Raw genomic sequence first — 24,290 nt, forward strand, 5'->3', positions numbered from 1 at the left:
CGGCGGGAACGCGGCTCCCGGGCATGACGGTCGCGGCCGGGTCACGCCTGCCGGGCAGCGCATCGCCGTGCAGGGGCACGCCCGAGCACTGTCATGCTCATGCCGTTCGCGCCGCAGTCCGGGCCCGGGCATCGCCCAGGGCCCGCAGCGCGACGGACCCGTGCCTCACTCTTCCGGGGCGCGCTCGAAGCCTGGCAGCCGCACCCGCGTGCGGTGGCCCGCCGCAGGGCAGCCATGCGTGTCGACGCCGCGGAAGTAGCCGCGCTGCCATTTCTCGCGTTCGGCCTGCGAGCCGGGCTGGCCCAGCGCGTCGAGGAAATCACCGCGGCTTTCGCTCCAGCGCCGCACCTGGGCGGCCAGTTCCGGCGTTGCCGACAGCGGCTTCCATTCGGCCTGGACCTGCTCGAACAGCTGCCGCTGCAGCGGCAGCAGATGGCAGAACGGTTCGCCAGCCTCGAAGCGCACCGTGCCCGGCCGGGTGAACTTCCAGTTCATCGTGAAGGCGTACGGACTCCAGTCGGTCTCGACCACGCCGCTGAGCCCGGCGATGCCGTCCTTGGGCCGGTTCAGCGGCGCGGTGGCCAGCAGGTCGACGCCGGCATCGGTGCGGAACAGGCACGGGACGTGGAAGGTCAGCACGCCATGGCCGAAGTGGCTCAGCGCCGGTGCGGCCGTGCCGGGATCGGGCGTGATGCGCAGGGCTTCCAGCGCGTCGCCGCCCTCCCAGTGCGCGCTGAATCCGCTCTGGCACAGCAGTTCCCAGCCGCTGGCGTTGGCGATGTCCAGCGGCAGGCAGCGGTAGGCGTAGTGCTGGTCGGTGGCGTCCATCCAGTCGCGCTCGCGCGGCGCGGGGCGGATGTCCAGGGTGTGGCCGTCGAGCACGTGGGCGGTGAGTTTCATCCTGTTCGGCCGGTGTGAGGGGAGAAGGCGGCGCCAGCTGTCATCATAGGCAGCCCGGGACCGGCCAGCCGCCATGCGGCTTGCTCCACCCGCCAATGCCCCCATTCTGTTCCGATGACCGATTCCGCGCTGATCCTTGCCCAGTCCCGCCTGCTGCTGCCCGGCGGCCTCGATCCGTCCGCCCTGGACACCGCGTTCGGCGCGCTGCTCGGGCCGGGCATCGACTTCGGCGACCTGTACTTCCAGCACGCTCGCCGCGAGAGCTGGAGCGTGGAGGACGGCATCGTCAAGGATGGCGCCCATTCGATCGAGCAGGGCGTCGGCGTGCGCGCGATCAGCGGCGAGAAGACCGGCTTCGCCTATTCGGACGACATCAACGCCGATGCGCTGCGCCTGGCCGCCGGCTCGGCACGCGCGATCGCCCGCGACGGCGCCGCGCATGCGCCGCGGCAGCTGGTCCGCAGCGGCGGCCGCAGCCTGTATCCGGCGCTGGATCCGGTCGACGGCATGCCCAACGAGGTCAAGGTCGAACAGCTGCGCGCGCTGGACCGGCTGCTGCGCGCGGCCGACCCGCGCGTGATCCAGGTGTCGGTCAGCCTGTCCGGCGGCGTCGACACCGTGCTGGTCGCGCGCAGCGACGGTGTGCTCGCCGCCGACGTGCGGCCGCTGGTGCGCCTGAACGTGCAGGTGATCGTCGAGCAGGCCGGGCGCCGCGAATCCGGCTATGCCGGTGGCGGTGGCCGCTACTCGTACGAGGAGCTGTTCTCCGGTGGCCGCCCCGAAGCGCTGGCGCGCGAAGCGCTGCGCCAGGCGCTGGTGAACCTGGACGCGATCGACGCGCCGGCCGGCACGATGCCGGTGGTGCTCGGCGCTGGCTGGCCCGGCGTGCTGCTGCACGAGGCGGTCGGCCACGGCCTGGAAGGCGACTTCAACCGCAAGGGCACTTCGACCTACGCCGGCCGCATCGGCCAGCGCGTGGCCGCACCGGGCGTGACCATCGTCGACGACGGCACCCTCGATGGCCGCCGCGGCTCGCTCAACATCGACGACGAAGGCACGCCGACCAACTGCACGACCCTGATCGAGGACGGCGTGCTGGTCGGCTACATGCAGGACACGCTGAACGCGCGGCTGATGGGCATGGCGCCGACCGGCAACGGCCGCCGCGAGTCGTTCGCGCACCTGGTGATGCCGCGGATGACCAACACCTACATGCTGGCCGGCCAGCACGATCCGCAGGAGATGATCCGCTCGGTCAAGAAGGGCCTGTACGCGGTCAACTTCGGCGGCGGCCAGGTCGACATCACCAGCGGCAAGTACGTGTTCTCGGCGACCGAGGCCTATCTGATCGAGGACGGCAGGGTGACCGCGCCGGTGAAGGGCGCGACCTTGATCGGCAACGGCCCGGACACGATGCAGAAGGTGCGCATGGTCGGGACGGATCTTGCGCTGGACGAAGGCGTCGGCGTGTGCGGCAAGGACGGGCAGAGCGTGCCGGTCGGTGTCGGCCAGCCGTCGCTGCTGATCGACGGGCTGACCGTGGGCGGTACGAAGGCGTGAATCGCGCCTTCGCCGCGAGGCGCGCGATGGGCTCCGTTCGATCCGCCGCGGCGCATGCCGCGGCACCGTCCGCGCGTCATCGGGGCCGCGCCCGGCCAGCCGTCATCGCGTGGCGTGCGCCGCGGGCCGTGGGCCGGCGCTCAGCGGCCGTCGTCGTCCCAGTGCTGCCCGCTGTCGTCGTCGCCGTCCAGCGCCGCGTCGTCGTTCTGCGTCGCGTCATGCGCCTGCGGCGCCAGCAGCAGGTCGCGCAGCGCCCGGTACAGTTCGCGGAACGCGCGCGGCGGCTTGTTGCGCTTGCGTTCCTCCAGCGTGCTGCGCACCAGCTGGCGCAGCTGCTGGCGGTCGGCGGTGGGATGCGCGTCCAGCAGTTCGGCCAGGGCCGCGTCGCCTTCGACCAGCAGGCGCTCGCGCCAGGTCTCGACCCGGTGCATGGCCGCCACTTCGCGCCGGGCGCGGTCGCCGTCCTCGTCCAGCGCGTCGCGGATCGCGTCCAGCGCGGACTCCTCCTCGCGCCGCATCTGCTTGGCCAGGAAGGCCAGCTGACGCTTGCGCGCGATGTGCGCGGTGATCTTCCGGGTCTGCTCCAGGTGCGGCAGCAGGTCTTCGGGGATCGGCAGCTTGGACAGCTGGGTCGGCGTCATGCTGGCCAGCTTCTCGGCCAGGGCCAGCACGTCCAGCGCTTCGCGGCGCTGCTGGCTGCGGCTGGTGGAAAGGAATTCGCCGGTGTCCTGATCGCGTCCGCGCATCTGCCTGCAACCATCAATGAAAGCGCGGATTTTACGCGCTCCGCGCCCTGCTGGCCCGCGCTGCGCCGTGAAGGCGGTGCCGGGCGTGGCCGCCGGTGGCCGATCCTGCCCGAGCGCCGGGTCGGCGCCGCGCGCCGTGTTTTCCCTTCCAGCCGCGCCGTGCGTCCGCGCAGGCAGGCCGCCGACCGGGCCGGATGCGCGATCGCTCCGGCCGCGGCCCGGCGTTTCCACGACTTTCCAAGGTGACCCACGTGAACGATATCGCCCGGACCGACGACAGCCAGGCCCGCCTCGACCAGCTGGCCGACATCTCCCAGCGCCTGCTCGACCGCGCACGTGCGGCCGGCGCCACCCAGGCCGAGGTCAGCTGCAGCGAGGAGCGCGGCCTGAACATCTCGGTGCGGATGGGCGAGGTGGAGACGGTCGAGTCGACCCGCGACCGCGGCATCGCCGTCACCGTCTATTTCGGCCAGCGCAAGGGCAGCGCCAGCACCGCCGACCTGCAGGACGCCAGCCTGGCGGCCACGGTCGAACAGGCCTGCGCGATCGCCCGCTACACCGAGGACGACCCGGCCTCCGGCCTGGCCGATGCGGCGCTGATGGCGTGCGACTTCCCGGACCTGGACACCTGGCATCCCTGGCGCCTGGACGCCGACGAGGCGGTCGACCTGGCCCTGGCCTGCGAGGCGGCCGGCCGCGATGCCGATGCGCGCATCGAGAACTCCGATGGCGCCTCGTTCGGCAGCGGCGAGAGCCTGTCGGTGTACGCCAACAGCCACGGCTTCGTCGGCCGCGAGCGCGAGACCCAGCATTCGATCGGCCTGGCGCTGATCGCCGGACAGGGCGACCAGATGCAGCGCGATGGCTGGTACTCGATCGGCCTGGCCCGCGAGGACCTGGAGTCGCCGGCCGCGGTCGGGCGTCGCGCCGCCGAGCGCACCGCGGCACGGCTGGCACCGCGGCGCGCGCCCACCGGGCAGTACCCGGTGCTGTTCTCGGCTGAGGTCGCCCGTTCGCTGGTCGGCCACCTGATCGGCGCGGTCTCCGGTGGTGCGTTGTACCGACGCGCCAGCTTCCTGCTCGACAGCGCCGGCACCCGGCTGTTCCCGGACTGGTTCTCGATCGACGAACAGCCGCGGCTGATGCGCGGCCTGCGCTCGACCGCGTTCGATGCCGATGGCGTGGCCACCGCCGCGGTCTCGCCGCTGGTGACCGCCGGCGTGCTGCAGCGCTACGTGCTGGGCAGCTACTCGGCGCGCCGGCTGGGCCTGCAGAGCACGGCCAATGCCGGTGGCGTGCACAACCTGCAGGTGGCCAGCAATGCCGGCACCCTGGCCGAACTGGCCTCGGGCATGGGCCGTGGCCTGCTGGTGACCGAGCTGATGGGGCAGGGCGTCAATGGTGTCACCGGTGACTATTCGCGCGGTGCGGCCGGCTTCTGGATCGAGGGCGGCGTCATCGCCCATCCGGTCGACGAACTGACCATCGCCGGCAATCTGCGCGACATCTTCCTGTGCATCGAGGCGGTGGGCAGCGAGATCGACCTGCGCTCGCATGTGCGGACGGGCCCAATTCTGGTCGGCAACATGACCGTTGCGGGCGGCGATTGACGTATCCTTCGCCGCGGGGAAGGCGCGCCCGCGCGGTGCGCCGTCCCACCACCCAAAGAAAACATCGGATAAGGATTGCAGATGAGTGAGTTCGACAACGCCACCACGCCCCCGCCCGCACCGGCCGCCGGCGCGCCCAACGACGACCGCACCGTCGCGATGCTCGTGCATCTGTCGGGCATCATCCTGGGCTTCATCGTTCCGTTGATCGTGTGGCTGATCAACAAGGACAAGACCGACAAGGCCTTCCTCAACGACCAGTCCAAGGAAGCGCTGAACTTCCAGATCACCCTGCTGCTGGTGTACGTGGTCGGCATGATCCTCAGCGTCATCCTGATCGGCGCGCTGATCAACTTCGTCGCCTGGATCTGCTGCGTGATCTTCAGCATCATCGCCGGTCTGGCCGCCAACAAGGGCGAGGCCTACCGCTATCCGTTCGCGCTGCGCCTGATCAAGTAAGGCCCAGCGACTGCGACGAAGAAAGGCCCGGTCGGCGACCGGGCCTTTTCTTTTGCGCGCATCCCTGCCGTCGGTGCGGGTGACGTTGGTCATGCGCGGGCGCGCCGTCCGCCGGCGTATGCTCGATCGCGAGGATCCCGGCACGGGATCCGACCCGCAACGAGGAGGTCATCCGATGAGCGAATTCGATCCGGTCACCCCACCGCCGCCTGCCGTGCCGATGCACGCGATCGCCGCCGAGGAGCGCCAGTGGGGCATGTTCGCGCACCTGGCCTCGCTCACCGGCCTGTTCACCGGGGGCGTGGGCAACATCGTCGGTCCGCTGGTGATCTGGCTGGTGCGCAAGGACACGCCGGGCTTCGCCGCCGAGCAGGCCAAGGAAGCGCTGAACTTCAACATCACCCTGGCCCTGATCGCCGTCGCCCTGTTCGCGGTGACGTTCATGACCTTCGGGATCGGCATCCTGCTCACCGCGCCGCTGGGCCTGCTGCTGGCGCTGCTGTGGCTGGTGCTGACGATCGTGGCCGGTGTGAAGGCCAACGACGGCGTCGCCTACCGCTATCCGATGACCCTGCGGCTGGTGAAGTAGGAAGGTCGGTGGCCGCGGCATCCGGCGATGCCGGATGCCGTGGTCAGTGCGAGCGCCGCACCGTCAGTTCGCCCAGGGCGGCCAGCGCGGCCGCCGCTTCACCGAACGGCTGCAGCAGCGTGCGCATGTCCTGCGCCAGCGCATCCAGACGCGAGCGGGCGCCCTCCATGCCGAGCAGGGCCGGGTAGGTCGACTTGGCCTGCGCCGCGTCCTTGCCGGCGGTCTTGCCCAGCTGTTCGGAACTGGCCTCGACGTCGAGGATGTCGTCGCGGATCTGGAACGCCAGTCCGAGCGCATCGGCGAAGCGGTCCAGCCGTGCCAGCGTGTCCGCGTCGGCACCGCCGCCGAGCGCGCCCATCCGCACCGAGGCGCGGATCAGCGCGCCGGTCTTGAGGGCGTGCATGCGCTGCAGCTGTTCCAGCGTCTGCTGCTGGCCGGTCGCATCGATGTCCAGGGCCTGGCCGCCGCACATGCCGGCGGCGCCGGAGGCCTGCGCCAGCGCCAGCACCCAGTCCGCGCGCAGCGCGGCGCCGGCATCGCTGCGCGCCAGGGCGGAGAACGCCAGCGTCTGCAGCGCGTCGCCGGCGAGGATCGCGGTGGCCTCGTCGAAGGCAACGTGCACGGTCGGCTGGCCGCGGCGCAGATCGTCGTCGTCCATCGCCGGCAGGTCGTCGTGGACCAGCGAATAGGCGTGCACCAGCTCGACTGCCACCGCCGGCGCATCGAGCGTGGCCTCGTCGGCGCCGAGCAGGGTGCCGGCCGCGTAGACCAGCAGCGGACGCATGCGCTTGCCGCCGCCGAGGGTGGCGTGGCGCATCGCCGCATGCAGGCGCGACGGCGCCTGCGCCGGATCGGGCAGCAGCGACTGCAGGCTGGCTTCGGTGCGCGCGGCCCAGCGCGCGAACGGCTCACTGGCCATCGGTGGCGAACGGCTGGGCGCTGTCTGGCTGGTCGGGATCGGTCAGCAGGCGCACGCGCAGCTCGGCCTGCTCCAGCGCGGTCTGGCAGCTGCGGTAGAGGCCGACGCCGCGCTCGTAAGCGGCCAGCGAATCCTCCAGGCTCATCTCGCCGTGTTCCATCTTCTCGACAAGCTGTTCGAGTTCGTCCAGCGACTGCTCGAACTGGGCCACGGGGGAGGCGTTGGGGGAGGGTTTTTTCGACATGTGTGAAGTGTGCGGGCGTGCTCGTGGGGGGTCAATGCGCGGCGGCCGTGCGTGGCGAGGGATCGGGCTCCCAGCGCAGCGCCAGCGCCCGTGCATCCAGCCACGCCTGCAGCGGGGCGGCGACGATGCGGTCGCCTGCGGCCAGCAGTTCGTCCTGCGCGTTCGACAGCAGCGGCAGGCGCTGGCGCTGCCACGGCGGAATCGCATGCTGCAGCAGCAGGTCCTTCAGCACGTGGCGGTGGGTGCGGCCGGGCAGGCGGATGCGCTCGCCGCCCTGGCGTGCATGCACGCGCAGCGGCGCATCGAACGCCGGCGTGGCGGCGGCACCGTCGCGGGCGACCAGCCGCAGGCGCGCGCCGTCCGGCAGCGGCAGGGCCGCGCGTCCGTCCCACCAGGTCTGCCACTCCTGCGGCAGCACCGGCCGCGGCCGGCAGGCGTGCAGCAGGTCGCGCCAGCGCAGGATCGCCGCGTCGGACCAAGCATGGCGCGCTTCGGCGTCGGCGCGTGCCTGCAGCAGCGTGGCCTCGACCGCGGTCACGCCGCTGGCCGGCAGCGGCGGAAGTCCCAGGCGTTCGGTCCACAGGCGCAGCACGCGTGCGCGTCGCGCGGCCGGCAGCGCCATCAGCGCGCCGACCCGCAGCAGGTCGGGCGCACCGCCGTGGCAGGCGGCCAGCGCGTCGGCGTCGCCGTCGTGCAGCAGGGCGGCGGCCTCGGCGCTGAGCGCGGCGCTGCGCGCCAGCGCGGCCGGCGCCTGCGCCCAGCGCCCGGCCAGCAGCGGCAGCACCTGGTGGCGCAGGAAGTTGCGGTCGGCGTCGGTGCGGGCGTTGCTGGGATCCTCGATCCACTCCAGTCCGTGCCGGTGCGCATGGGCCTGGAGCTCGGCGCGTGCGCGATCCAGCAGCGGGCGCCAGTGCCAGCCCGTGGCGAAGCGGCGCCAGCCACGCATCGCCCCCAGGCCGTCGACGCCGGAGGCGCGCAGCGCACGCAGCAGGAAGGTCTCGGCCTGGTCGTCCAGGTGGTGCGCGGTGACCAGCACGCCGTCCGCGCCCAGCGCCTCGGCGAAGGCGTGGTAGCGGGCCCGGCGGGCGGCGGCTTCCAGGCCTTCGCCACTGTCGCGGCGCACGTCGACCGACACGACCTTCAGCGGCACGCCGAGCCGGAGCGCCTGGCGCTGGCAATGCGCGGCCCAGGCATCGGCGTCGGGCTGCAGGCCGTGATGCACGTGCAGCGCCTGCAGGCCGCGCGCGCGCAGTGCCGGCTGCGCGGCCAGCGCATGCAGCAGGACGCTGGAATCGAGTCCGCCGCTGAAGCCGACCAGCACCGGGCCGGTGGCGTCGCCAGGAAGTTCGGGAAGGTGCAGGTCGTCGGACATGGCCGCTATCGTAGCGGCGCCGCTCACGTGTGGCGTGGGATCATCCGATCTCCTTCGACTCGACACGGGCAGATGCGCGCATGCCGACCTGGCGACGCTGGCTGGTACGTGGATTGATGGCGGCCTGCGTGGGGCTGCCGTTGCTGGCCGTGCTGCTGTACGCGCTCAATCCGTTCGGCGCCGATTCGCCCGATCCGCGCCAGCGCATCGTCGGCCACGCGCCCTACCGGATTCCGTCGTCGTCGATGGCGCCTACGTTCGAGCCGGGCGATATCGTGGTCATGCGTGCCGGCGACCGCCACCGGCGCACGCCGCAGCGGGGCGACGTGGTGATCTTCCGTTCGCCGGAAGACGGCGATCCATGGATCCAGCGCATCGTCGGCCTGCCGGGCGAGCGCATCGCGATCGAGGACGGCGTGGTCCTGGCCGACGGGCGGCCGCTGGACGAACCGCACGTGCGCCGGACGCGGGCGACGACGCCGTACTCGCGCCATCTGCCCGAACTGGCCGTGCCCGGCGGCCATTACCTGCTGCTGGGCGACAACCGCGACAACAGCCTGGATGGGCGCAGGATGGGCGTCATCGAGGAAGACCGGCTGATGGGGCGGGTGGTCGGCGCGCTGCGCCGGCCCGGACCCCGGTCCGAGGCCGGCCAGGACGCAGTCAAGCGCTAGAAGCGCCGCGTCGCCGCCTCGGTGCAGCCCGCCACGTGCGGGGCCGCGATCGCGGCCGTAGACGGGAACTCAGCCGCGCAGGCTGGCCAGTTCGCTGCGCGCCAGCGCGATCCATTCCTTCTGCGCGCGGCGGTAGTGGCTCTGCTGCAGGTCGGCACGGTCCAGGATTTCCTGGAACAGGCGCCGCGCGGCCTCGGTATCGCCGCTGCGCCGGAGCAGCAGGGCATAGCGCGCACGCGCCTCCTCGCCCGGATAGCCCTGCACCACGGTTTCGTATTCGTGCAGGGCCGCGGCGGTGTCGCCCAGGTCCTCGACCGCACGCGCGTACAGCAGGTGGCCGTCGATCGAGCGGAAGCCGGGATTGGCGGCGATCAGCGCATCGAGCGTGTCGCGCGCGGCCTGCGGCTTGCCCTGGCCGTGCTGCGCCCGCGCCAGCCCGAGCATCAGGTCCGGATCGGTGCGGTACAGGCCCTTGAGCGAGGCGCTGAACAGTTCCTCGGCACGGGCGAAGTCGCCTTCCTGCAGGCACTGCTCGGCCAGCAGGCGGCGGTTCTCGACGGTGTCGGCCAGGCCGAGCTGGCGTTCGCCCTGGCGGCGCTCGCGGCCCGGATCGACATGCGCGCGCGCGCGGCGTGCGGCCCGGCGTGCAGCCGGGTTGTTGCGCAGTTCGGGCAGGATCTCGGCGATGAAGTAGATCAGCACCGCGATGTACGAGAACAGCAGCAGGATGAACAGCCAGTACAGCGGCCGCCCGGTGCGGACGACGTGCACGCCGCAGGCGACCTGCAGGATCAGCGACAGGAGCAGGAACGGCGCCATCGGGATATCCGTATCGGGAGGTGTCGCGGCCGATCAGGCCGCTTCGTAGGCACCGTAGCCGTGCAGGCGCGCGTAGCGGCGGGCCAGCAGTTCCTCGACCGGCAGCTTCTCCAGCGCGTCCAGCTCGTTCATCAGCACGGCCTTCAGGCGGCGGCCCATCTGCACCGGGTTGCGGTGCGCGCCGCCGGTGGGCTCGCGCAGGACCTTGTCGACCAGGCCCAGCTCCAGCAGCTTCGGCGCGGTCAGGCCGAGCTGTTCGGCCGCGTCCTTGGCCTTGCCTGCGTCCTTCCACAGGATCGAGGCGCAGCCCTCCGGGCTGATGGTCGAGTACACGCTGTATTCGAGCATGATCGTGCGGTCGCCCACGCCCAGCGCCAGCGCGCCGCCGGAGCCGCCTTCGCCGATCACGGTGCAGATCACCGGCACCTTCAGCTCGGCCATCTCCAGCAGGTTGCGGGCGATGGCTTCGGACTGGCCGCGTTCCTCGGCGTCGATGCCCGGCCAGGCGCCGGCGGTGTCGATCAGGGTCAGCACCGGCAGGCCGAAACGCTCGGCCATCTTCATCAGGCGCAGCGCCTTGCGGTAGCCCTCCGGCTTGGGCATGCCGAAGTTGCGCTTGACCTTTTCCTTGGTGTCGCGGCCCTTCTGGTGGCCGATCAGCATCAGCGGGCGGCCGTCGATGCGGGCCAGGCCACCGACGATCGCCTTGTCGTCGGCGAAGGCGCGGTCGCCGGCCAGCTCCTGGAACTCGTCGCAGAAGATGCGGATGTAATCCAGCGTGTACGGGCGCGACGGGTGCCGGGCCAGCTGCAGCACCTGCCAGGAACTGAGGTTGCGGAAGATCTGCGCGGTGCGCAGGCGCAGCTTGTCCTGCAGCGCGTGCACTTCGGCATCGACATTGACCGCCGGGCCGGCGCTTGCGCTGCGCAGCTCCTGGATCTTGGCTTCCAGATCGGCGATGGGCTGCTCGAAGTCGAGGTAGTTCGGATTCATCGGAAGCCGTCAGAAAATGAAGGGGAGAAGTGTAGCCGAACGTCCCGGACAGACCCGTACGCCCTCGTGTGGAGGGCGACGGTAGCGCAGCGGCGCCGGGCGCGCCACACGCGCCTCAGGGCGTGGCGGCTGCGGCCGCGGCGGGCGGCGGGACCAGGGCGGAACTGCCCATCAGCTCGCCATGCCGGTGCACGAAGTCGTTGTAGCCCTGGTTGTCCTGCGCGCCCAGGCCCGATCCCAGCGTCGCGGTGGCCGAGGTCATGGCCATCAGCGCGTCGAAGCTGGCCTGCTGCAGCCGCTGCTGCTCGGCCGGATCGGTGGCCCGCAGGTAGCTGGCGTAGACCTCGCGCAGCGCGCCGGCATGGGCCTCGTAGGTCGGATGCAACGGCGGCAGGGTGGCCGGTGCCGGTTCCAGCACGGCCTGCGGCGCCCGGTAGCCGTCCGGGTTCTGGCGCAGGTAGGCGCCGGGCTGGCCGGCGCCGGCTTCCACGTAGTCGATGAAGGCCTGGGCGGTGAACACCTTGCGGTTGATCCGGCCGCCGCTGGCGTCGACGTGGGCCACCGTCTGCACGTCCGGGAAGGGCTCGTGCACGCCGAAGGTCCAGTCCTTGTCGATGAACAGTGCCTGGCGCCTGGTGAACGGCCCCTGGAAGACCACGCCGTCGAGCTCGACCTCGGCGTCGATGCTGCCGAAGTTGCGCAGCTTGTCCTCGCCGGTGACGTAGATCTCGTTGATGGTCAGGTACTCGCCCAGGGTCGGGTTGATCAGCCCGCCGCGGCCCTTGGCGTAGACGATGAAGTCGACCTCGCCCAGCGCGTCGCTGCGCAGCGTGTGCGCGCCGGGCGGCAGGCTCACCGGCGTGCTGCCGTTGGCCGGCACGGTGTAGTCGCGGCCGTCGATGGCCAGCGTCAGCGGGGCGGCGGTGGGGTTGTCGATCTCGAAATCGACCGATCCGGGCCGACAGCCGGCCAGCGCCAGCGCGGCCAGGGCCACGGCGAAGAGATGCTTCATGCGGGGGAGGTTCCTGCGGGGGGAAAGCGTGGGTCACTGCACCCAGGGCGGGGCGTACTTGACCTTGAGCGTGCGCACTGCCGGGTCGCCGCGCAGGCCGTCCAGCAGCGGCTGGCCGACCCGCACCGAGGCGGTGCCGTCGAGGTCGAGCATGCCGGCTACCGGGCCCTGCTCCGACCCGACCAGCAGGTCCAGCCGCAGCGGCGTGCGGCCCGGACGGTGGCTGGCCAGCAGCGCCTCCACGCGTTTCCATGCCTGGCGGTCGCGCAGGTCCACGCGCAGCGACAGCCGCTGCGCATGGTCGGCGCAGATCTGTTCGAAATCCCAGACCTGGCGGATGCGCAGGCTGTAGCCGCCGTTGAACTCGTCCTCGCGCAGGCCGCCCTTGATGATCAGCACGCGGTCGCGGGTCATCAGATGGCCGAACTCGTTCATCGCATCGGAGAACGCGCTGCACTCGACCCGGCCGCGGCCGTCCTCGAGCTGCACGAACACCTGGCTGTCGCCCTTGCGGCGCACGCCCACGACCAGGCCGGCCAGGGTGGTCAGCACCTCCGGCTTCCAGCGGCGCTCGCCGCCCTCGTCGCCACCGCCGCGGCGCGGCTGCTGCGACGCCAGGATCCGGTCCAGCGCCGACAGGTCGAAGCCGATCATGTCGCGCACGTCGTCGCGGTACGGATCGAACGGATGCCCGCTCAGGTACAGGCCCAGCGTCTCGCGCTCGCCGGTGAGGCGCTGCGACAGCGGCCACTCGTCGGTCTGCGGCAGCTCGACGTGGATGTCGCCGCCGCCGCTGGACGAGCCGAACATGTCGAAGATGCCGGCGTTGCGGTTCTTGTTGAGCTGGTCGACCGCCTTCATCGCCTCGGGGATCTGCAGCATCAGCGAGGCGCGGTTGCGGCCCAGCGCGTCCAGCGCGCCGGCATTGACCAGCGCTTCCAGCGCACGCTTGTTGAGCTTGGTCGAGTCGACCCGCTTGCAGAAGTCGAAGGTGTCGGCGAATTCGTCGCCATCGGCGCGCGCCTGCATGATCGACTCGCACACGCCCTGGCCGACGCCCTTCACCGCGCCCAGGCCGTAGCGGATGGTGTCGGCGCCGGTGGCGACGAACATGAAGGCCGAGTGGTTCACGTCCGGCGGCAGCAGGGTCAGGCCCAGCCCGCGCGCCTCGTCCAGGAAGCCGACCACCTTGTCGGTCTTGTCCATGTCCGATGACAGCGTGGCGGCCATGAATTCGGCCGGGTAGTGGCACTTGAGCCAGGCGGTCTGGTAGCTGACCAGCGCGTAGGCGGCGGCGTGCGACTTGTTGAAGCCGTAGCCGGCGAACTTCTCCATCAGGTCGAAGATCGCGTCGGCCTTGGCCTGGTCGACGCCGTCCTTGGCCGCGCCCTCGCGGAAGATCTCGCGGTGCTTGGCCATTTCGGCCGGCACCTTCTTGCCCATCGCGCGGCGCAGCAGGTCAGCGCCGCCCAGCGAGTAGCCGCCGACGATCTGCGCCATCTGCATGACCTGCTCCTGGTACACCATGATGCCGTAGGTGTCGGCCAGGATGGCCTCGGTGCGCGGGTCGGGGTAGATGATCTCCTGCTGCCCGTGCTTGCGCGCGTTAAAGTCAGGAATCAGGTCCATCGGACCCGGCCGGTACAGCGACACCAGCGCGATCAGGTCCTCGAAGCGGTCGGGGCGCGCGTCCTTCAGCAGTCGGCGCATGCCCGAGGATTCGAACTGGAACACCGCGCCGGTGTTGCCGTTGGCGAAGATGCGCTTGTAGGTGGCGGTGTCGTCCAGCGGAATCGCGGCGATGTCCACCGGCGGGATCCCGGCGCGGGTGTGGCGCTCGTTGATCGCCTTCACCGCCCAGTCGATGATCGTCAGCGTGCGCAGGCCGAGGAAGTCGAACTTCACCAGGCCGATTTCTTCGACGTCGTTCTTGTCGAACTGCGTGACCGGATTGCGGCCGCGGCCGTCCTCGTCGTGTTCGGCGAACAGCGGGCAGAACTCGGCCAGCGGCTCGGGCGCGATCACCACGCCACCGGCGTGCTTGCCGGCGTTGCGGGTCAGGTCCTCGAGCTGGCGGGCCAGGTCCATCAGGTCGCGGACGTCGTCCTCGCTGCCGTAGCGCTGGATCAGCTCGGGCGAGGCCATCTCGCTGTCCTTGCCTTCGCCCATCGCGTCCTTCAGCGTGATGCCGAGGATGTTGGGGATCAGCTTGGCGACGCTGTCGACCAGGCCGTACGGGAAGCCCAGTACGCGGCCGGCGTCGCGCACCACCGCCTTGGCGGCCATGGTGCCGTAGGTGATGATCTGGCTGACGCGCTCGCGCCCGTACTTGCGCGCGACGTAGTCGATGACCTCGTCGCGGCGGTCCATGCAGAAGTCGATGTCGAAGTCGGGCATCGACACGCGTTCGGGGTTGAGGAACCGCTCGAACAGCAGGTTGTAGGGCAGCGGATCGAGGTCGGTGATCTGCAGCGCCCAGGCCACCAGCGAGCCGGCGCCCGAGCCGCGGCCCGGGCCGATCGGGATGCCCTGGCTTTTGCCCCACTGGATGAAGTCGGCCACGATCAGGAAGTAGCCGGGGAAGCCCATCTTGATGATGGTGTCGAGCTCGAACTCGAGCCGGTCGACGTAGTCCTGGCGGCTCTTGCCCTCGGCCAGCGGGTTCTTCTTCAGGCGCGCGTCCAGGCCCTCGCGGGACTGTTTGCGGATCCAGCTGTCCAGCGTCTCCTCGTCCGGCACCGGGTAGTCGGGCAGGAAGTAGGTGCCCAGCCGCATTTCCAGGTTGCAGCGGCGGGCCAGCTCCAGCGTGTTGTCGATCGCGTCGGGGATGTCGGCGAACAACTCGCGCATCTGCTCGCCCGACTTCATGTACTGCTCGACGCTGTAGTCGCGCGGGCGCTTGGGGTCGTCCAGCACGCGGCCGGACGAGATGCACACGCGCGCTTCGTGGGCGTCGAAGTCGCTGCTCTGCAGGAAGCGCACGTCGTTGCTGGCGATCACCGGCAGGCCGCGCTTTCCGGCCGCGTGCAGGGCGAAGCGGTTGAACGCCTCCTCGCCGTCGCGGCCGGTGCGGGTCAGCTCCAGATGCAGGCCGTCGCCGAACAGGCGCTGCCAGTCGGCCAGCTGCTGCTCGGCCAGGTCGTGGCGGCCTTCGGCGAACAGGCGGCCGGCCAGGCTCTCGCGGCCGGCCAGCGCGAACAGGCTGCCGTGGTGCTCGCGCAGCCAGTCCGGGCGCACGGCCACGCCGCCTTCGTTGCGGTGGCCTTCCATCCAGGCCTTGGTCAGCAGCCGCGACAGGCTCAGGTAGCCCTCGCGGTCGCGGCACAGCAGGGTCAGGCGGGTGGGCGTCTGGTCCGGTGCGGCCAGCATCACGTCGGCGCCGGCGATCGGCTTGATGCCCACGGCCTCGGCGGCCTTGTAGAACTTGACCAGCGCGAACAGGTTGTTCAGGTCGGTGACGGCCAGCGCCGGCATGCCCAGCTCGACCGCGCGGCTCAGCAGGTTGGCCTGCTTGGCCTTGGCCGGATCGGCCTGGTCGGGCTTCTCGGGCACGCGGATGGTCGAGTCCGCAAGCGAATACTCGGTGTGGACGTGGAGGTGGACGAACCCTGACATCGCGGGGAGGTTACCGGCGGGGCATGGGGCGGACAAGGCTTGACGTTCCTGCATCCGCACCGGCCGTGTTCAAATGCCCGGCTGGACTCACCGCAGGGACCGCACATGACCGATCTGCAGCCGCTGGCCTCCGACCAGCGCATCGCCACCCTGGACGTGCTGCGCGGGTTCGCGCTGCTCGGCATCCTGCTGATGAACATCGAGGGCATGGCAGGGCCGCTGTTCGGCTCGATGTCCGGCTTCGACCCCGACCTGACCGGCGCGGACCGGATCGCCGACGGACTGATCTACTTCTTCGTCCAGGGCAAGTTCTTCCCGCTGTTCTCGCTGCTGTTCGGCATGGGCTTCGCGGTGATGTCGGCGCGCGCCGAGGCCGTCGGCCGGCCGTTCGCCGGAGTGTACTGGCGCCGCGGGCTGGTCCTGCTCGGCTTCGGTCTGCTCCACACGCTGCTGGTCTGGCCGGGCGACGTGCTGCTGTCGTACGCCATCCTCTCGTTCTTCCTGCTGGCGTTCCGGCCCGCCAACGCGCGCTGGCTGGCCTGGCTGGGCGTGCTGGCCGCGCTGGTGACGCCGGCGATGATGGTCGGCCTGGGCCTGCTGTTCTGGATGATGTCGCTGGCGCCCGACGGTGCGGACGAGTTCAACAAGGCGCTGGCCACGCAGGGCAGGCTGATGCTGGACATGCTCGAGGCCGAGCGCCAGGCCTATGGCAGCGGCACCTTCGCCGAGGCCACCGTGCAGCGCGCCCGCGACACCGGTGTGATGATGGCCAACCTGCCGCTGCTGGCGCCGCTGCTGTTCGGCATGTTCCTGCTCGGTGGCGCCTTCGTGAAGAGCGGGGCGATCCGGGCGCCGCAGGAGTTCCAGCGGCTCTACGCCTGGCTGCGCTGGGGCGCGCTGCCGCTGGGCCTGGCGCTGATGGGGCTGTCGTTCGGGATCGAACCGACCCAGGCCTTCGACAGCTTCACCCTGGCCCAGGGCCTGGGCATGGGGCTGGGCATGATCGCCGGCGTGCTGATGATGCTGGGCTACATGGGCTGGGTGGTGCGCGGCCTGCGCGTGCCTGCGCTCGCGCCGCTGCTGGCCTGGCTGGCGCCGGCCGGGCGGATGGCGCTGACCAACTACCTGATGCAGTCGCTGGTCTGCACCTGGATCTTCTTCGGCTATGGCCTGGGCTACTTCGAGCAGCTGCCGCGCGCGTGGCAGGTGCCGTTCTGCGTGGCGCTGTTCGCCGTGCAGGTGCTGGTCAGCCGCTGGTGGCTGGCACGCTTCCGCTTCGGCCCGGCCGAATGGCTGTGGCGCACGCTGACCTACCTGAAGGCGCAGCCGATGCGGCGCGAGGCGCCATCTCCGGCCTGAGGTCCGCCGGCGCGACGCGTCGCGTCCGTTGCCGGCACTCGCGGCAGGCCGCAGCCGCCATCGTCCGGGTCGCGGCGATCGCGTCGTCGTGCCGCCGCTGGTGGTCGTCGGAAGCCGCCATCGGGCGCCGCGCGTGCCCGGCCATGCGGGTCGCAGGGTTTCGCGCTTCCGGGACGAGGCCGCAGCGCCCTAGAATCGGCGGGTGAATTCCCCCCGCGACGATGTGTTGATCCTCGGTGGCGGCGCCATCGGCCTGTCCACCGCCCTGGCGCTGCTGGAGGCCGGTCGCGGGGTCCGTGTGCTGGAGGCCGGCACCATCGGCGGCGGCACCTCGCATGGCAATCTCGGCACGATCACGCCCAGCCACGCGCCGCCCCTGGCCGCGCCCGGCGTGCCGCTGCGCGCGCTGCGCTGGATGCTCTCGCCCGACGCGCCGCTGTACATGAAGCCCGGCATCGATCCGGCGCTGTGGCGCTGGCTGTGGCGTTTCGCCGCGCGCTGCAACCCGCGCGACTGGCTGGAAAGCACCCGCGGCCGCGCGGCCCTGCTCAACGACGCGCGGGTGCGCCTGGTCGACTGGATCGCGCGCTATGGGCTGGACTGCGAGTACCGCCATGACGGCCTGGATTACGTGTTCCGCGATGCCCGCAACTTCGAGCGGCACGCAGCCGAATGCGCCGCGCTCGATGCGCTGGGCATCGCCACCGAGGTGATCGGCGGCGAGGACTACCTGCGCCAGGAGCCGGCGCTGCGCGCCGGTGTGGTCGGCGCGATCCGCTTCGCCGACGACGCGGTCCTGCGCCCGGAGCGCTACGTCGACAGTCTGGCGCGCGCGGTGCGCGAGCGTGGCGGCGCGATCGACACGCAGCGCTGCGCGTCGTCGCTGCGGCCCGATGCCGACGGCGTGCGCGTGGATACCGCCAGTGGTCCGGTCCATGCCCGCGAGGCCGTCGTCGCGATGGCCGCCTGGAGTCCGGCGCTGTTGAAGCCGCTGGACGTGCGCGTGCCGATCCAGCCGGGCAAGGGCTATTCGATCACCAGCACGCGGCCGGCGCTGGCGCCGCGACGGCCGCTGGTGCTGAAGGACCGCTCGGTGTTCGCGGTGGCCTGGGAGAGCGGATTCCGGCTCGGCGGCACGATGGAGTTCGCCGGCCTGGACACCACGCTCAACCCGGTGCGCCTGGCCGCGCTCGAGCGCGCCGCCCGCGAGCATCTGCACCAGCCGATCGGCGACCAGGTGCTGGAACGCTGGTACGGCTGGCGGCCGATGACCTGGGACGACATGCCGGTGCTGGGCCGCGTGCCGGGCCATCCTCACGTCTGGTTGGCGGCCGGGCACGGCATGCTTGGCATCAGCATGAGCACGGCGACGGGACAACTGATGGCCGACCTGGTGACCGGGCGTCCGCCCGCGGTCGATCCCTTCCCCTATCGCGTGGAGCGTTTCCGATGAACGACAGCCAGTCCCTGCCGCGGGTGGATTACGACCTGGTCGTGCTCGGCGGCGGCTCGGCCGGCATGGCCGGCGCCTTCCGCGCCGCCGCCCATGGCGCGCGTGTCGCGCTGCTCGAGCCGCACGCGCTGGGCGGCACCTGCGTCAACCTGGGCTGCGTGCCGAAGAAGGCGATGTGGCTGGCCGCCGACCTCGCCACCAAGATGACGATGGCCGCCGACCTCGGCTTCGACGTGGAGCGCCCGCAGCTGGACTGGCCGACCTTCATCACCCACCGCGAGCGCTACATCGCCAACGTGCACGTCAGCTACCGCAAGCGGATGGACGAGGCCGGCATCGCCCTGATGCCGTGTCGCGGCCACCTGGAAGACGCGCACACCGTGCACACCAGCACCGGCGTGCGCCTGCGCGCCGGCCGGGTGCTCATCGCCACCGGCGCCCGCGCGCAGCGGCCCGCGCTGCCCGGCGCGGAGCTGGGTCTGGTGTCCGACGATTTCTTCGACCTGCGCCGCGCACCGCAGCGCGTGGCTCTGGTCGGCGGTGGCTACATCGGCGTCGAGCTGGCCGGCGTGCTGCAGGCACTGGGCAGCCATGTCTCGATGTTCGTGCGCGGGCCACGCCTGTTGCAGGCCTTCGATGCCGAACTGGCGATCCAGCTCGGCGAGGACATGCGCCAGCATGGCGTGCGCCTGCACTTCGACCATCAGCTGCAGGCGCTGGAGCAGGCCGGCGCCGGGCGCGTGCGCCTGCGCCACAAGACCCCGTCGCCGGACGCGGCCGGCGAGGGCGACGTGTTCGACGCGGTGCTGTTCGCCACCGGCCGCCGGCCGAACAGCGACGGGTTGGGCCTGGAGGAAGCCGGCGTGGCGCTGGGCGAACACGGCGAGGTCGTCGTCGACGCGTACGAGAACACCAGCGTCGAGGGCGTGCACGCGGTCGGCGACGTCAACGGCAAGCTGGCGCTGACGCCAGTGGCCATCGCCGCTGCGCGCCAGCTGATGGATCGCCTGTTCGGCGGCAAGCCCGACGCCCGGCTCGATTACGCGGACGTGCCCACCGTGGTGTTCTCGCACCCGCCGGTCGGCACCGTCGGCCTGTGCGAGGCCAAGGCGCGCGAGCTGCACGGCGACAGCGTGCGCGTGTACGAGAGCAACTTCCGGCCGATGCTGCACGTGCTGGCCGATTCGCCGCAGCGCAGCGTGTTCCGCATGATCTGCGCCGGCGAGGACGAGCGCGTGGTCGGCCTGCACCTGCTGGGCGAGGGCGCCGACGAGATCCTGCAGGGCTTCGCGGTGGCGCTGAAGATGGGCGCCACCAAGCGCGATTTCGACCGCACCGTCGCCATCCACCCGACCTCGGCCGAGGAAGTGGTGCTGATGCGCTGAGCGTCGGCAGGGCGGCGTACGTCTGCAACGCCGGGAATCCGCGATCGATGGTCGGCGCTTCCATGGCCCGTGCGCTCCTTCGCTCCATGCAGCGGCCGCCGCCATGCAGCGGAGAAGATCCACCGGGCCCGATGGCGCCGCGCGGCGGTCGGACCCTTGCTTCCACGCATGGTGAGGCCTACGTCAGCCTTGAGGGCGTGGCGGGCCGGTCGCCGCGACGCGCGGCGTACAATGCGCGCATGGACATCTACACCCTGCACCAGGGCACCGCGCCGCTGCTGATCAGCCTGCCACACGACGGGTCGGCGCTGCCCGAAGAGCTGCTGCCGCGGCTCACTGACGACGCGCGTCGCGCCCCGGATACCGACTGGCACGTCTCCACGCTGTACGCGTTCGCCCGCGAGCTGGGGGCTTCGATCCTCGTGCCGCGCCATTCGCGTTACGTGATCGACCTGAACCGGCCGCCGGACGACGTCTCGCTGTATCCGGGGCAGAACACCACCGGTCTGTGTCCGCTGGTCCAGTTCAGTGGCGAGCCGGTCTACCTGGACGGCCAGGCGCCGGACGCGGACGAGATCGCGCAGCGCGTCGAACGCTACTGGCGGCCGTATCACGACACGCTCGATGCCGAACTGGCCCGCATCCGCGGCGAGCATGGCCGCGTGGTGCTGTGGGAGGGACATTCGATCCGCGGCAGCGTGCCGTTCCTGTTCGAGGGCGCGCTGCCGGAGCTCAACCTCGGCACGGCGGCCGGGGCCAGCTGCACGCCGGCGCTGCAGCAGCGGCTGGAAGCGGTGCTGGCCGCGCAGGACCGCTACAGCCACGTGGTCAACGGGCGCTTCAAGGGCGGCTACATCACCCGCCACTACGGAGTGCCCGAAACCGGCGTGGAAGCCGTGCAGCTGGAACTGGCCCAGCACAGTTACATGGACGAGTACAGCTTCGACTACCTGCCCGAGCGTGCCCGCGCGCTGCAGGACACCGTGCTGCGGCCGCTGCTGCAGGCGGCACTGGGCTGAGGTCGACCTGCGCTGCCGCCTCGGGCGGCGGCGAGGGTCATGCATGCGCATCGTGGCGGTCCGCGACGCGGACGCCGACACAGGTTCGATCAGACGTGAAGCAGCTCCCCGGCCCGGCCACCACGCGGTACGCCTTCATTGCCGTCACCGATGCAGGGCGCGACGCCTCGCGCGGGACATCCGGCTCCCGCTCCGCGGTGCGGGACGCATGCCACGGCCCGGCGTTCCACCTGCCGCACCCGGACGCAGCGACCGCGCCACGCGCAGGCGTCGGCCACGCGCTGCGCGGGAGCCGGCGATGAGCCGCTCCGCCGGTATCGCCCCTGGCGGTGGCACGCACGCGGATCTGCGCGGCATCGCACTGGCCGCCCTCGGCGCGATCCTGTTCTCCGGCAAGGCGATCATCGTCAAGCTCGGCTTCCGCTATGGCACCGATGCGGTGACCCTGCTCGCGCTGCGGATGCTGGTGGCGTTTCCGTTCTTCCTGCTGATGGGCGCCTGGGCGGCACGCAGGTCGGCGCAGCCCCTGGCGCGCGGCGACCGGCTGCGCATCGTCGGGCTGGGCTTCTTCGGCTACTACCTGGCCAGCTTCCTCGACTTCGCCGGGCTGGCGTACATCACCGCCACGCTGGAGCGGTTGATCCTCTACCTGACCCCGACGCTCGTGCTGCTGATCGGCGTGCTGGTGTTCAAGCGCCGGCCCGGCCGGGTGCAGCTGATCGCGCTCGTGGTCAGCTACCTGGGCGTGGCGCTGGCCTTCGGGCACGACCTGCAGACCGGTGGCGAAGGCATCGCGATCGGCGGCGCACTGGTGTTCGGCAGCGCGCTGGCCTACGCGATCTACCTGGTCGGCAGCGGCGAACTGGTCGCCCGGGTCGGGCCGGTGCGGCTCACCGCCTACGCCAGCAGCGTGGCCAGCGTGCTGTGCATCGGCCAGTTTCTGCTGCTGCGCCCGCTCACGGCGCTGCAGCTGCCGCACGAGGTGTACTGGCTGTCGCTGCTCAACGGCACGCTGTGCACCGTGGTGCCGGTCCTGCTGGTCATGCTGGGCGTGGCGCGGCTGGGCTCGGGAATGGCGGCGCAGATCGGCATGCTCGGCCCGGTCTCGACCATCGTGCTGAGCCTGCTGCTGCTCGGCGAGCCGATGGGACCCTGGCAGGTTGCCGGCACCGTGCTGGTGCTGGCCGGCGTGATGCTGGTGACGCGCGCACCCAGGCGCGCTGGCTGATCACGGGGCGCGTTGCCTGTAGCACGCGCCCCGCGCGTGCTTCGCGCGGAGGCACATGCGGCACGAAGCCATTGCGCGGCGTGCGTGGCGTTACGCCGCTGCGCCCGCGCCGTGGGTCGCATCGATCTGGTCACAGTGACGTGCCGGCCACGTGCCGGGGCGGTGCGCGGTCTGCACGCGCCCGGCAATCGGAATGCTGACCGATAACAGATGACGTGGTCGGCGAAGCATCGCGCCGGGTGCGTGGCTGCGGTCAGGCGCGATGGCGCGATCGCGCAAGGCTGCCGGTACGGATGCGGGCCGGTTGTGCAGCACGTCGGTGCAATACCGTTCTCGGCGGTGGCTGTCGGGTGCGTCGGTCCATCACCGTTTGTTGCTGCGGGTGAGGCAGCACCCGCGACAGCATTCAGAGTGAGGCCGGGATCACCGAACCTGCGGACTGACATGTCCGCCCGTGGCGGCTCCGTGTGTGCAGGCGGCAGCACCGCGACCGCTGTCGGGCAAAGCGCGCGCGACGTCCGCCGGCACGCAGCGCCAACGCGTCCGGACCCGTCGGAGGGTGTGTGAGGAAGCGTGAGCATCGGCGAGTCTGCGAGAGCATATCCATCGCAGGTGCACGCCATCATCCGCCGGCATGAGCGGACCAGCGGGCACGATGTGAATCACGAAGTGGATGCCGGGCGGACGCCGGCTCGTCTGTCCGCCGTCGCGCAGGCGCCGCTGCGCTGGCTGCGCGCGGTGCCGGTGAGCGACCCGGTCGACCGGCGCAACGCGCCGATGCTGCAGATCATCCTGGGACTGCTGGCCCTGCTGCCGCCGCTGCTCTGGGGCTACCGCCTGCTGGCGGTCGCGGTGCCGATGCGCGACCAGGAGTACGTGGCGATGGCCAGCGGTCTGGCCCTGTCCGCGCTGGCGTTCTTCGCGTGGTGGTTGGTACGGCGTGGCCGGTTCCGGCTCGCGGTGGGCATCGTGCTGTCGCTGGTGGCCTTGATCGTGCTGCTGACCAATGTCGCCAACGGCATGGGATCGGGCAGCCACGAGCTTCCGCTGATCAGCGTCTGGCTGGTCATGGCCGGCCTGCTGCTCGGACGCCGTGCGCTGTGGGCGCTCTACCTGTGGCTGATGGTGGCGTTCGCGCTCGGGACCTGGACCGACATCCGGCGCGGCAACGACCCCTTCAGCCGGGGCGACCTGATGGTCGGCTGGGTGATCCAGTGCCTGGTCTTCCTGTTCGTCGCGGTGGTGATCGACCGCAGCGTGGCGGCCCTGCGCGAGAGCCTGCGCCTGGCCACCGAGCGCGGTGATGCGCTGGCGCAGAGCAACCTGCAGCTGCAGGGCGAGATGCAGCGGCGCGAATCGCTGCAGACCCAGCTGGTGCATGCGCAGAAGGTCGATGCGGTCGGGCGCCTGGCGGCCGGCCTGGCCCACGACTTCAACCACCTGCTGGGCCTGGTGCTCGGCTATGCGCGGCGGGGTCGCCGGCACAGCGTGGAGGCAGCGGCGGTCGAGGCCTTCGACGGCATCGAGTCGGCGGCGCGTCGCGCGCAGGCGGTCAGCCAGAAACTGCTCAGCTTCAGCCGGCTGGACGACGCGCACGCGGAGGTGTTCGATGCCGCCCAGGTGATCGAGGCCATGCGTCCGATGCTGCGCCAGCTGTTCGATCCGGGCGTGGCGCTGGAGATCGCGACCGGCGACGCGCCGCTGCCGATCCGCTTCGACCGCAGCCAGCTCGAACTGATCGTGCTCAACATCGCCGCCAACGCCGGCCAGGCCATGCCCGGCGGCGGCCGCTTCGGCATCAGCGTGGCGCGCGATGACGCCTGGGCGGTACTGGTGCTGGCCGACACCGGACACGGCATGCCCGCCGAGGTGCGCGAACGGATCTTCGAGCCGTTCTTCACCACCCGCGCGGCCGGAGAGGGCACGGGCCTGGGCATGTCGGTGGCGCACGACCTGATCGTGCAGGCCGGCGGCGACATCGCGGTCGACAGCATGCCGGGGCAGGGCAGCACGTTCCGGCTGCGCCTGCCGATGATGAAGGCCGATGGTCTTTCGGACGCGTGATCGAGGGGCACGTGCGCTGACTGGAGCCGACACGACGTCCTTGCGATTGCTTCATCGCCGAACGGGCGGGCGTGGTGCCATGCGCCGGATCATGTGCGCGGCGTGGGAGCTGCCTGGGCTGCGACCGCCATGCCTGATGCCTCCGCTGCGGCCGAGCCATGGCGGTCGCGTTCGGGCACGCTCCTGACGGCGCGCTGGTGGCGTGGAATGGAGGCGGGTGCGCTGCGCTGGATCACAGGTGTCATGTGGAGTTGCAGTGGTGGCGACGAC

General features: G+C 71.2%; 20 protein-coding genes. 11 read left to right on the forward strand and 9 right to left on the reverse strand.

All coding sequences use genetic code 11. From position 1 onward, the window contains the following. Positions 1–165: 165 nt before the first annotated feature. Entirely contained in the window at positions 166–900 is a 735-nt protein-coding gene (locus tag IB242_RS07760) for a DUF6065 family protein (RefSeq protein WP_192277878.1), read from the reverse strand. Between the two features lie 114 nt (positions 901–1,014). On the opposite strand from IB242_RS07760, the gene tldD reads away from it, so the two are divergent. After that, a complete protein-coding gene (gene tldD, locus IB242_RS07765; RefSeq protein ID WP_192277880.1) occupies positions 1,015–2,460 on the forward strand; it encodes a metalloprotease TldD in 1,446 nt (481 codons plus the stop codon). A gap of 140 nt (positions 2,461–2,600) precedes the next feature. Here the strand turns inward: tldD and yjgA are convergent, their stop codons facing one another. Next, entirely contained in the window at positions 2,601–3,206 is a 606-nt protein-coding gene (gene yjgA / locus IB242_RS07770) for a ribosome biogenesis factor YjgA (protein ID WP_192277882.1), read from the reverse strand. Positions 3,207–3,400: 194 nt separating this feature from the next. On the opposite strand from yjgA, the gene pmbA reads away from it, so the two are divergent. The 3 genes from pmbA to IB242_RS07785 all read left to right on the forward strand — a co-directional run bounded on the left by pmbA (position 3,401) and on the right by IB242_RS07785 (position 5,864). Further along, complete coding sequence (pmbA, locus tag IB242_RS07775; RefSeq protein ID WP_192277884.1) at positions 3,401–4,816, forward strand: metalloprotease PmbA; 1,416 nt, start codon at positions 3,401–3,403, stop codon at positions 4,814–4,816. A gap of 81 nt (positions 4,817–4,897) precedes the next feature. Then, the gene (locus tag IB242_RS07780) at positions 4,898–5,275 is read left to right on the forward strand and encodes a DUF4870 domain-containing protein (RefSeq protein WP_192277885.1); all 378 of its coding nucleotides are present in this window, start codon (positions 4,898–4,900) and stop codon (positions 5,273–5,275) included. A 175-nt stretch (positions 5,276–5,450) separates the two neighbouring features. Next, a complete protein-coding gene (locus tag IB242_RS07785; RefSeq protein WP_192277887.1) occupies positions 5,451–5,864 on the forward strand; it encodes a DUF4870 domain-containing protein in 414 nt (137 codons plus the stop codon). Positions 5,865–5,907: 43 nt separating this feature from the next. Here the strand turns inward: IB242_RS07785 and IB242_RS07790 are convergent, their stop codons facing one another. The 3 genes from IB242_RS07790 to tilS are packed head-to-tail and all read right to left on the reverse strand — an operon-like array spanning position 5,908 to position 8,399. Continuing rightward, a complete protein-coding gene (locus IB242_RS07790) occupies positions 5,908–6,783 on the reverse strand; it encodes a polyprenyl synthetase family protein (protein WP_192277889.1) in 876 nt (291 codons plus the stop codon). Continuing rightward, entirely contained in the window at positions 6,773–7,027 is a 255-nt protein-coding gene (locus IB242_RS07795) for an exodeoxyribonuclease VII small subunit (RefSeq protein WP_192277891.1), read from the reverse strand. Before IB242_RS07795 ends, IB242_RS07790 begins: the two co-directional genes overlap by 11 nt. A 31-nt stretch (positions 7,028–7,058) precedes the next feature. Further along, on the reverse strand, positions 7,059–8,399 hold the full coding sequence (tilS, locus tag IB242_RS07800) for a tRNA lysidine(34) synthetase TilS (protein ID WP_192277893.1): 1,341 nt from the start codon (positions 8,397–8,399) through the stop codon (positions 7,059–7,061). An 80-nt stretch (positions 8,400–8,479) separates the two neighbouring features. Here tilS and lepB point away from each other — a divergent pair, with 80 nt between their 5' ends. After that, entirely contained in the window at positions 8,480–9,073 is a 594-nt protein-coding gene (lepB, locus tag IB242_RS07805) for a signal peptidase I (RefSeq protein ID WP_192277895.1), read from the forward strand. Positions 9,074–9,142: 69 nt separating this feature from the next. Here the strand turns inward: lepB and IB242_RS07810 are convergent, their stop codons facing one another. The 4 genes from IB242_RS07810 to dnaE all read right to left on the reverse strand — a co-directional run bounded on the left by IB242_RS07810 (position 9,143) and on the right by dnaE (position 15,512). Continuing rightward, on the reverse strand, positions 9,143–9,892 hold the full coding sequence (locus IB242_RS07810) for a tetratricopeptide repeat protein (protein WP_192277897.1): 750 nt from the start codon (positions 9,890–9,892) through the stop codon (positions 9,143–9,145). A gap of 33 nt (positions 9,893–9,925) precedes the next feature. Next, positions 9,926–10,885, reverse strand: coding sequence for an acetyl-CoA carboxylase carboxyltransferase subunit alpha (locus tag IB242_RS07815; protein ID WP_192277899.1), 960 nt, complete (start codon positions 10,883–10,885; stop codon positions 9,926–9,928). A gap of 115 nt (positions 10,886–11,000) precedes the next feature. Further along, positions 11,001–11,897, reverse strand: coding sequence for a hypothetical protein (locus IB242_RS07820; protein WP_192277901.1), 897 nt, complete (start codon positions 11,895–11,897; stop codon positions 11,001–11,003). A gap of 33 nt (positions 11,898–11,930) precedes the next feature. Beyond that, a complete protein-coding gene (gene dnaE / locus IB242_RS07825) occupies positions 11,931–15,512 on the reverse strand; it encodes a DNA polymerase III subunit alpha (RefSeq protein WP_192277903.1) in 3,582 nt (1,193 codons plus the stop codon). Between the two features lie 105 nt (positions 15,513–15,617). Between dnaE and IB242_RS07830 the strand changes: the two genes are divergently transcribed. The 6 genes from IB242_RS07830 to IB242_RS20830 all read left to right on the forward strand — a co-directional run bounded on the left by IB242_RS07830 (position 15,618) and on the right by IB242_RS20830 (position 24,020). After that, positions 15,618–16,871 carry a DUF418 domain-containing protein gene (locus IB242_RS07830; RefSeq protein WP_192277905.1) on the forward strand — a complete coding sequence of 418 codons (1,254 nt, stop codon included), beginning with the start codon at positions 15,618–15,620 and terminating at the stop codon, positions 16,869–16,871. 202 nt (positions 16,872–17,073) lie between these two features. After that, on the forward strand, positions 17,074–18,324 hold the full coding sequence (locus IB242_RS07835; protein WP_192277907.1) for an FAD-dependent oxidoreductase: 1,251 nt from the start codon (positions 17,074–17,076) through the stop codon (positions 18,322–18,324). Continuing rightward, positions 18,321–19,709 (forward strand): glutathione-disulfide reductase, encoded by a 1,389-nt coding sequence (gene gorA, locus IB242_RS07840; RefSeq protein WP_192277909.1) that lies wholly within the window; start codon positions 18,321–18,323, stop codon positions 19,707–19,709. The genes IB242_RS07835 and gorA overlap by 4 nt, the downstream gene beginning before the upstream one ends. Positions 19,710–19,948: 239 nt before the next feature. Further along, positions 19,949–20,728, forward strand: coding sequence for an N-formylglutamate deformylase (hutG, locus tag IB242_RS07845; RefSeq protein ID WP_192277910.1), 780 nt, complete (start codon positions 19,949–19,951; stop codon positions 20,726–20,728). 298 nt (positions 20,729–21,026) lie between these two features. Then, positions 21,027–21,956, forward strand: a complete 930-nt coding sequence (locus IB242_RS07850) for a DMT family transporter (RefSeq protein ID WP_192277912.1) — start codon at positions 21,027–21,029, stop codon at positions 21,954–21,956. A gap of 612 nt (positions 21,957–22,568) precedes the next feature. Beyond that, positions 22,569–24,020, forward strand: coding sequence for an ATP-binding protein (locus IB242_RS20830; protein ID WP_192277914.1), 1,452 nt, complete (start codon positions 22,569–22,571; stop codon positions 24,018–24,020). The last annotated feature ends 270 nt before the right edge of the window (positions 24,021–24,290 follow it).

It is taken from the genome of Xanthomonas sp. XNM01 (assembly GCF_014851915.1).
In the GTDB taxonomy this organism is placed as follows: domain Bacteria; phylum Pseudomonadota; class Gammaproteobacteria; order Xanthomonadales; family Xanthomonadaceae; genus Pseudoxanthomonas.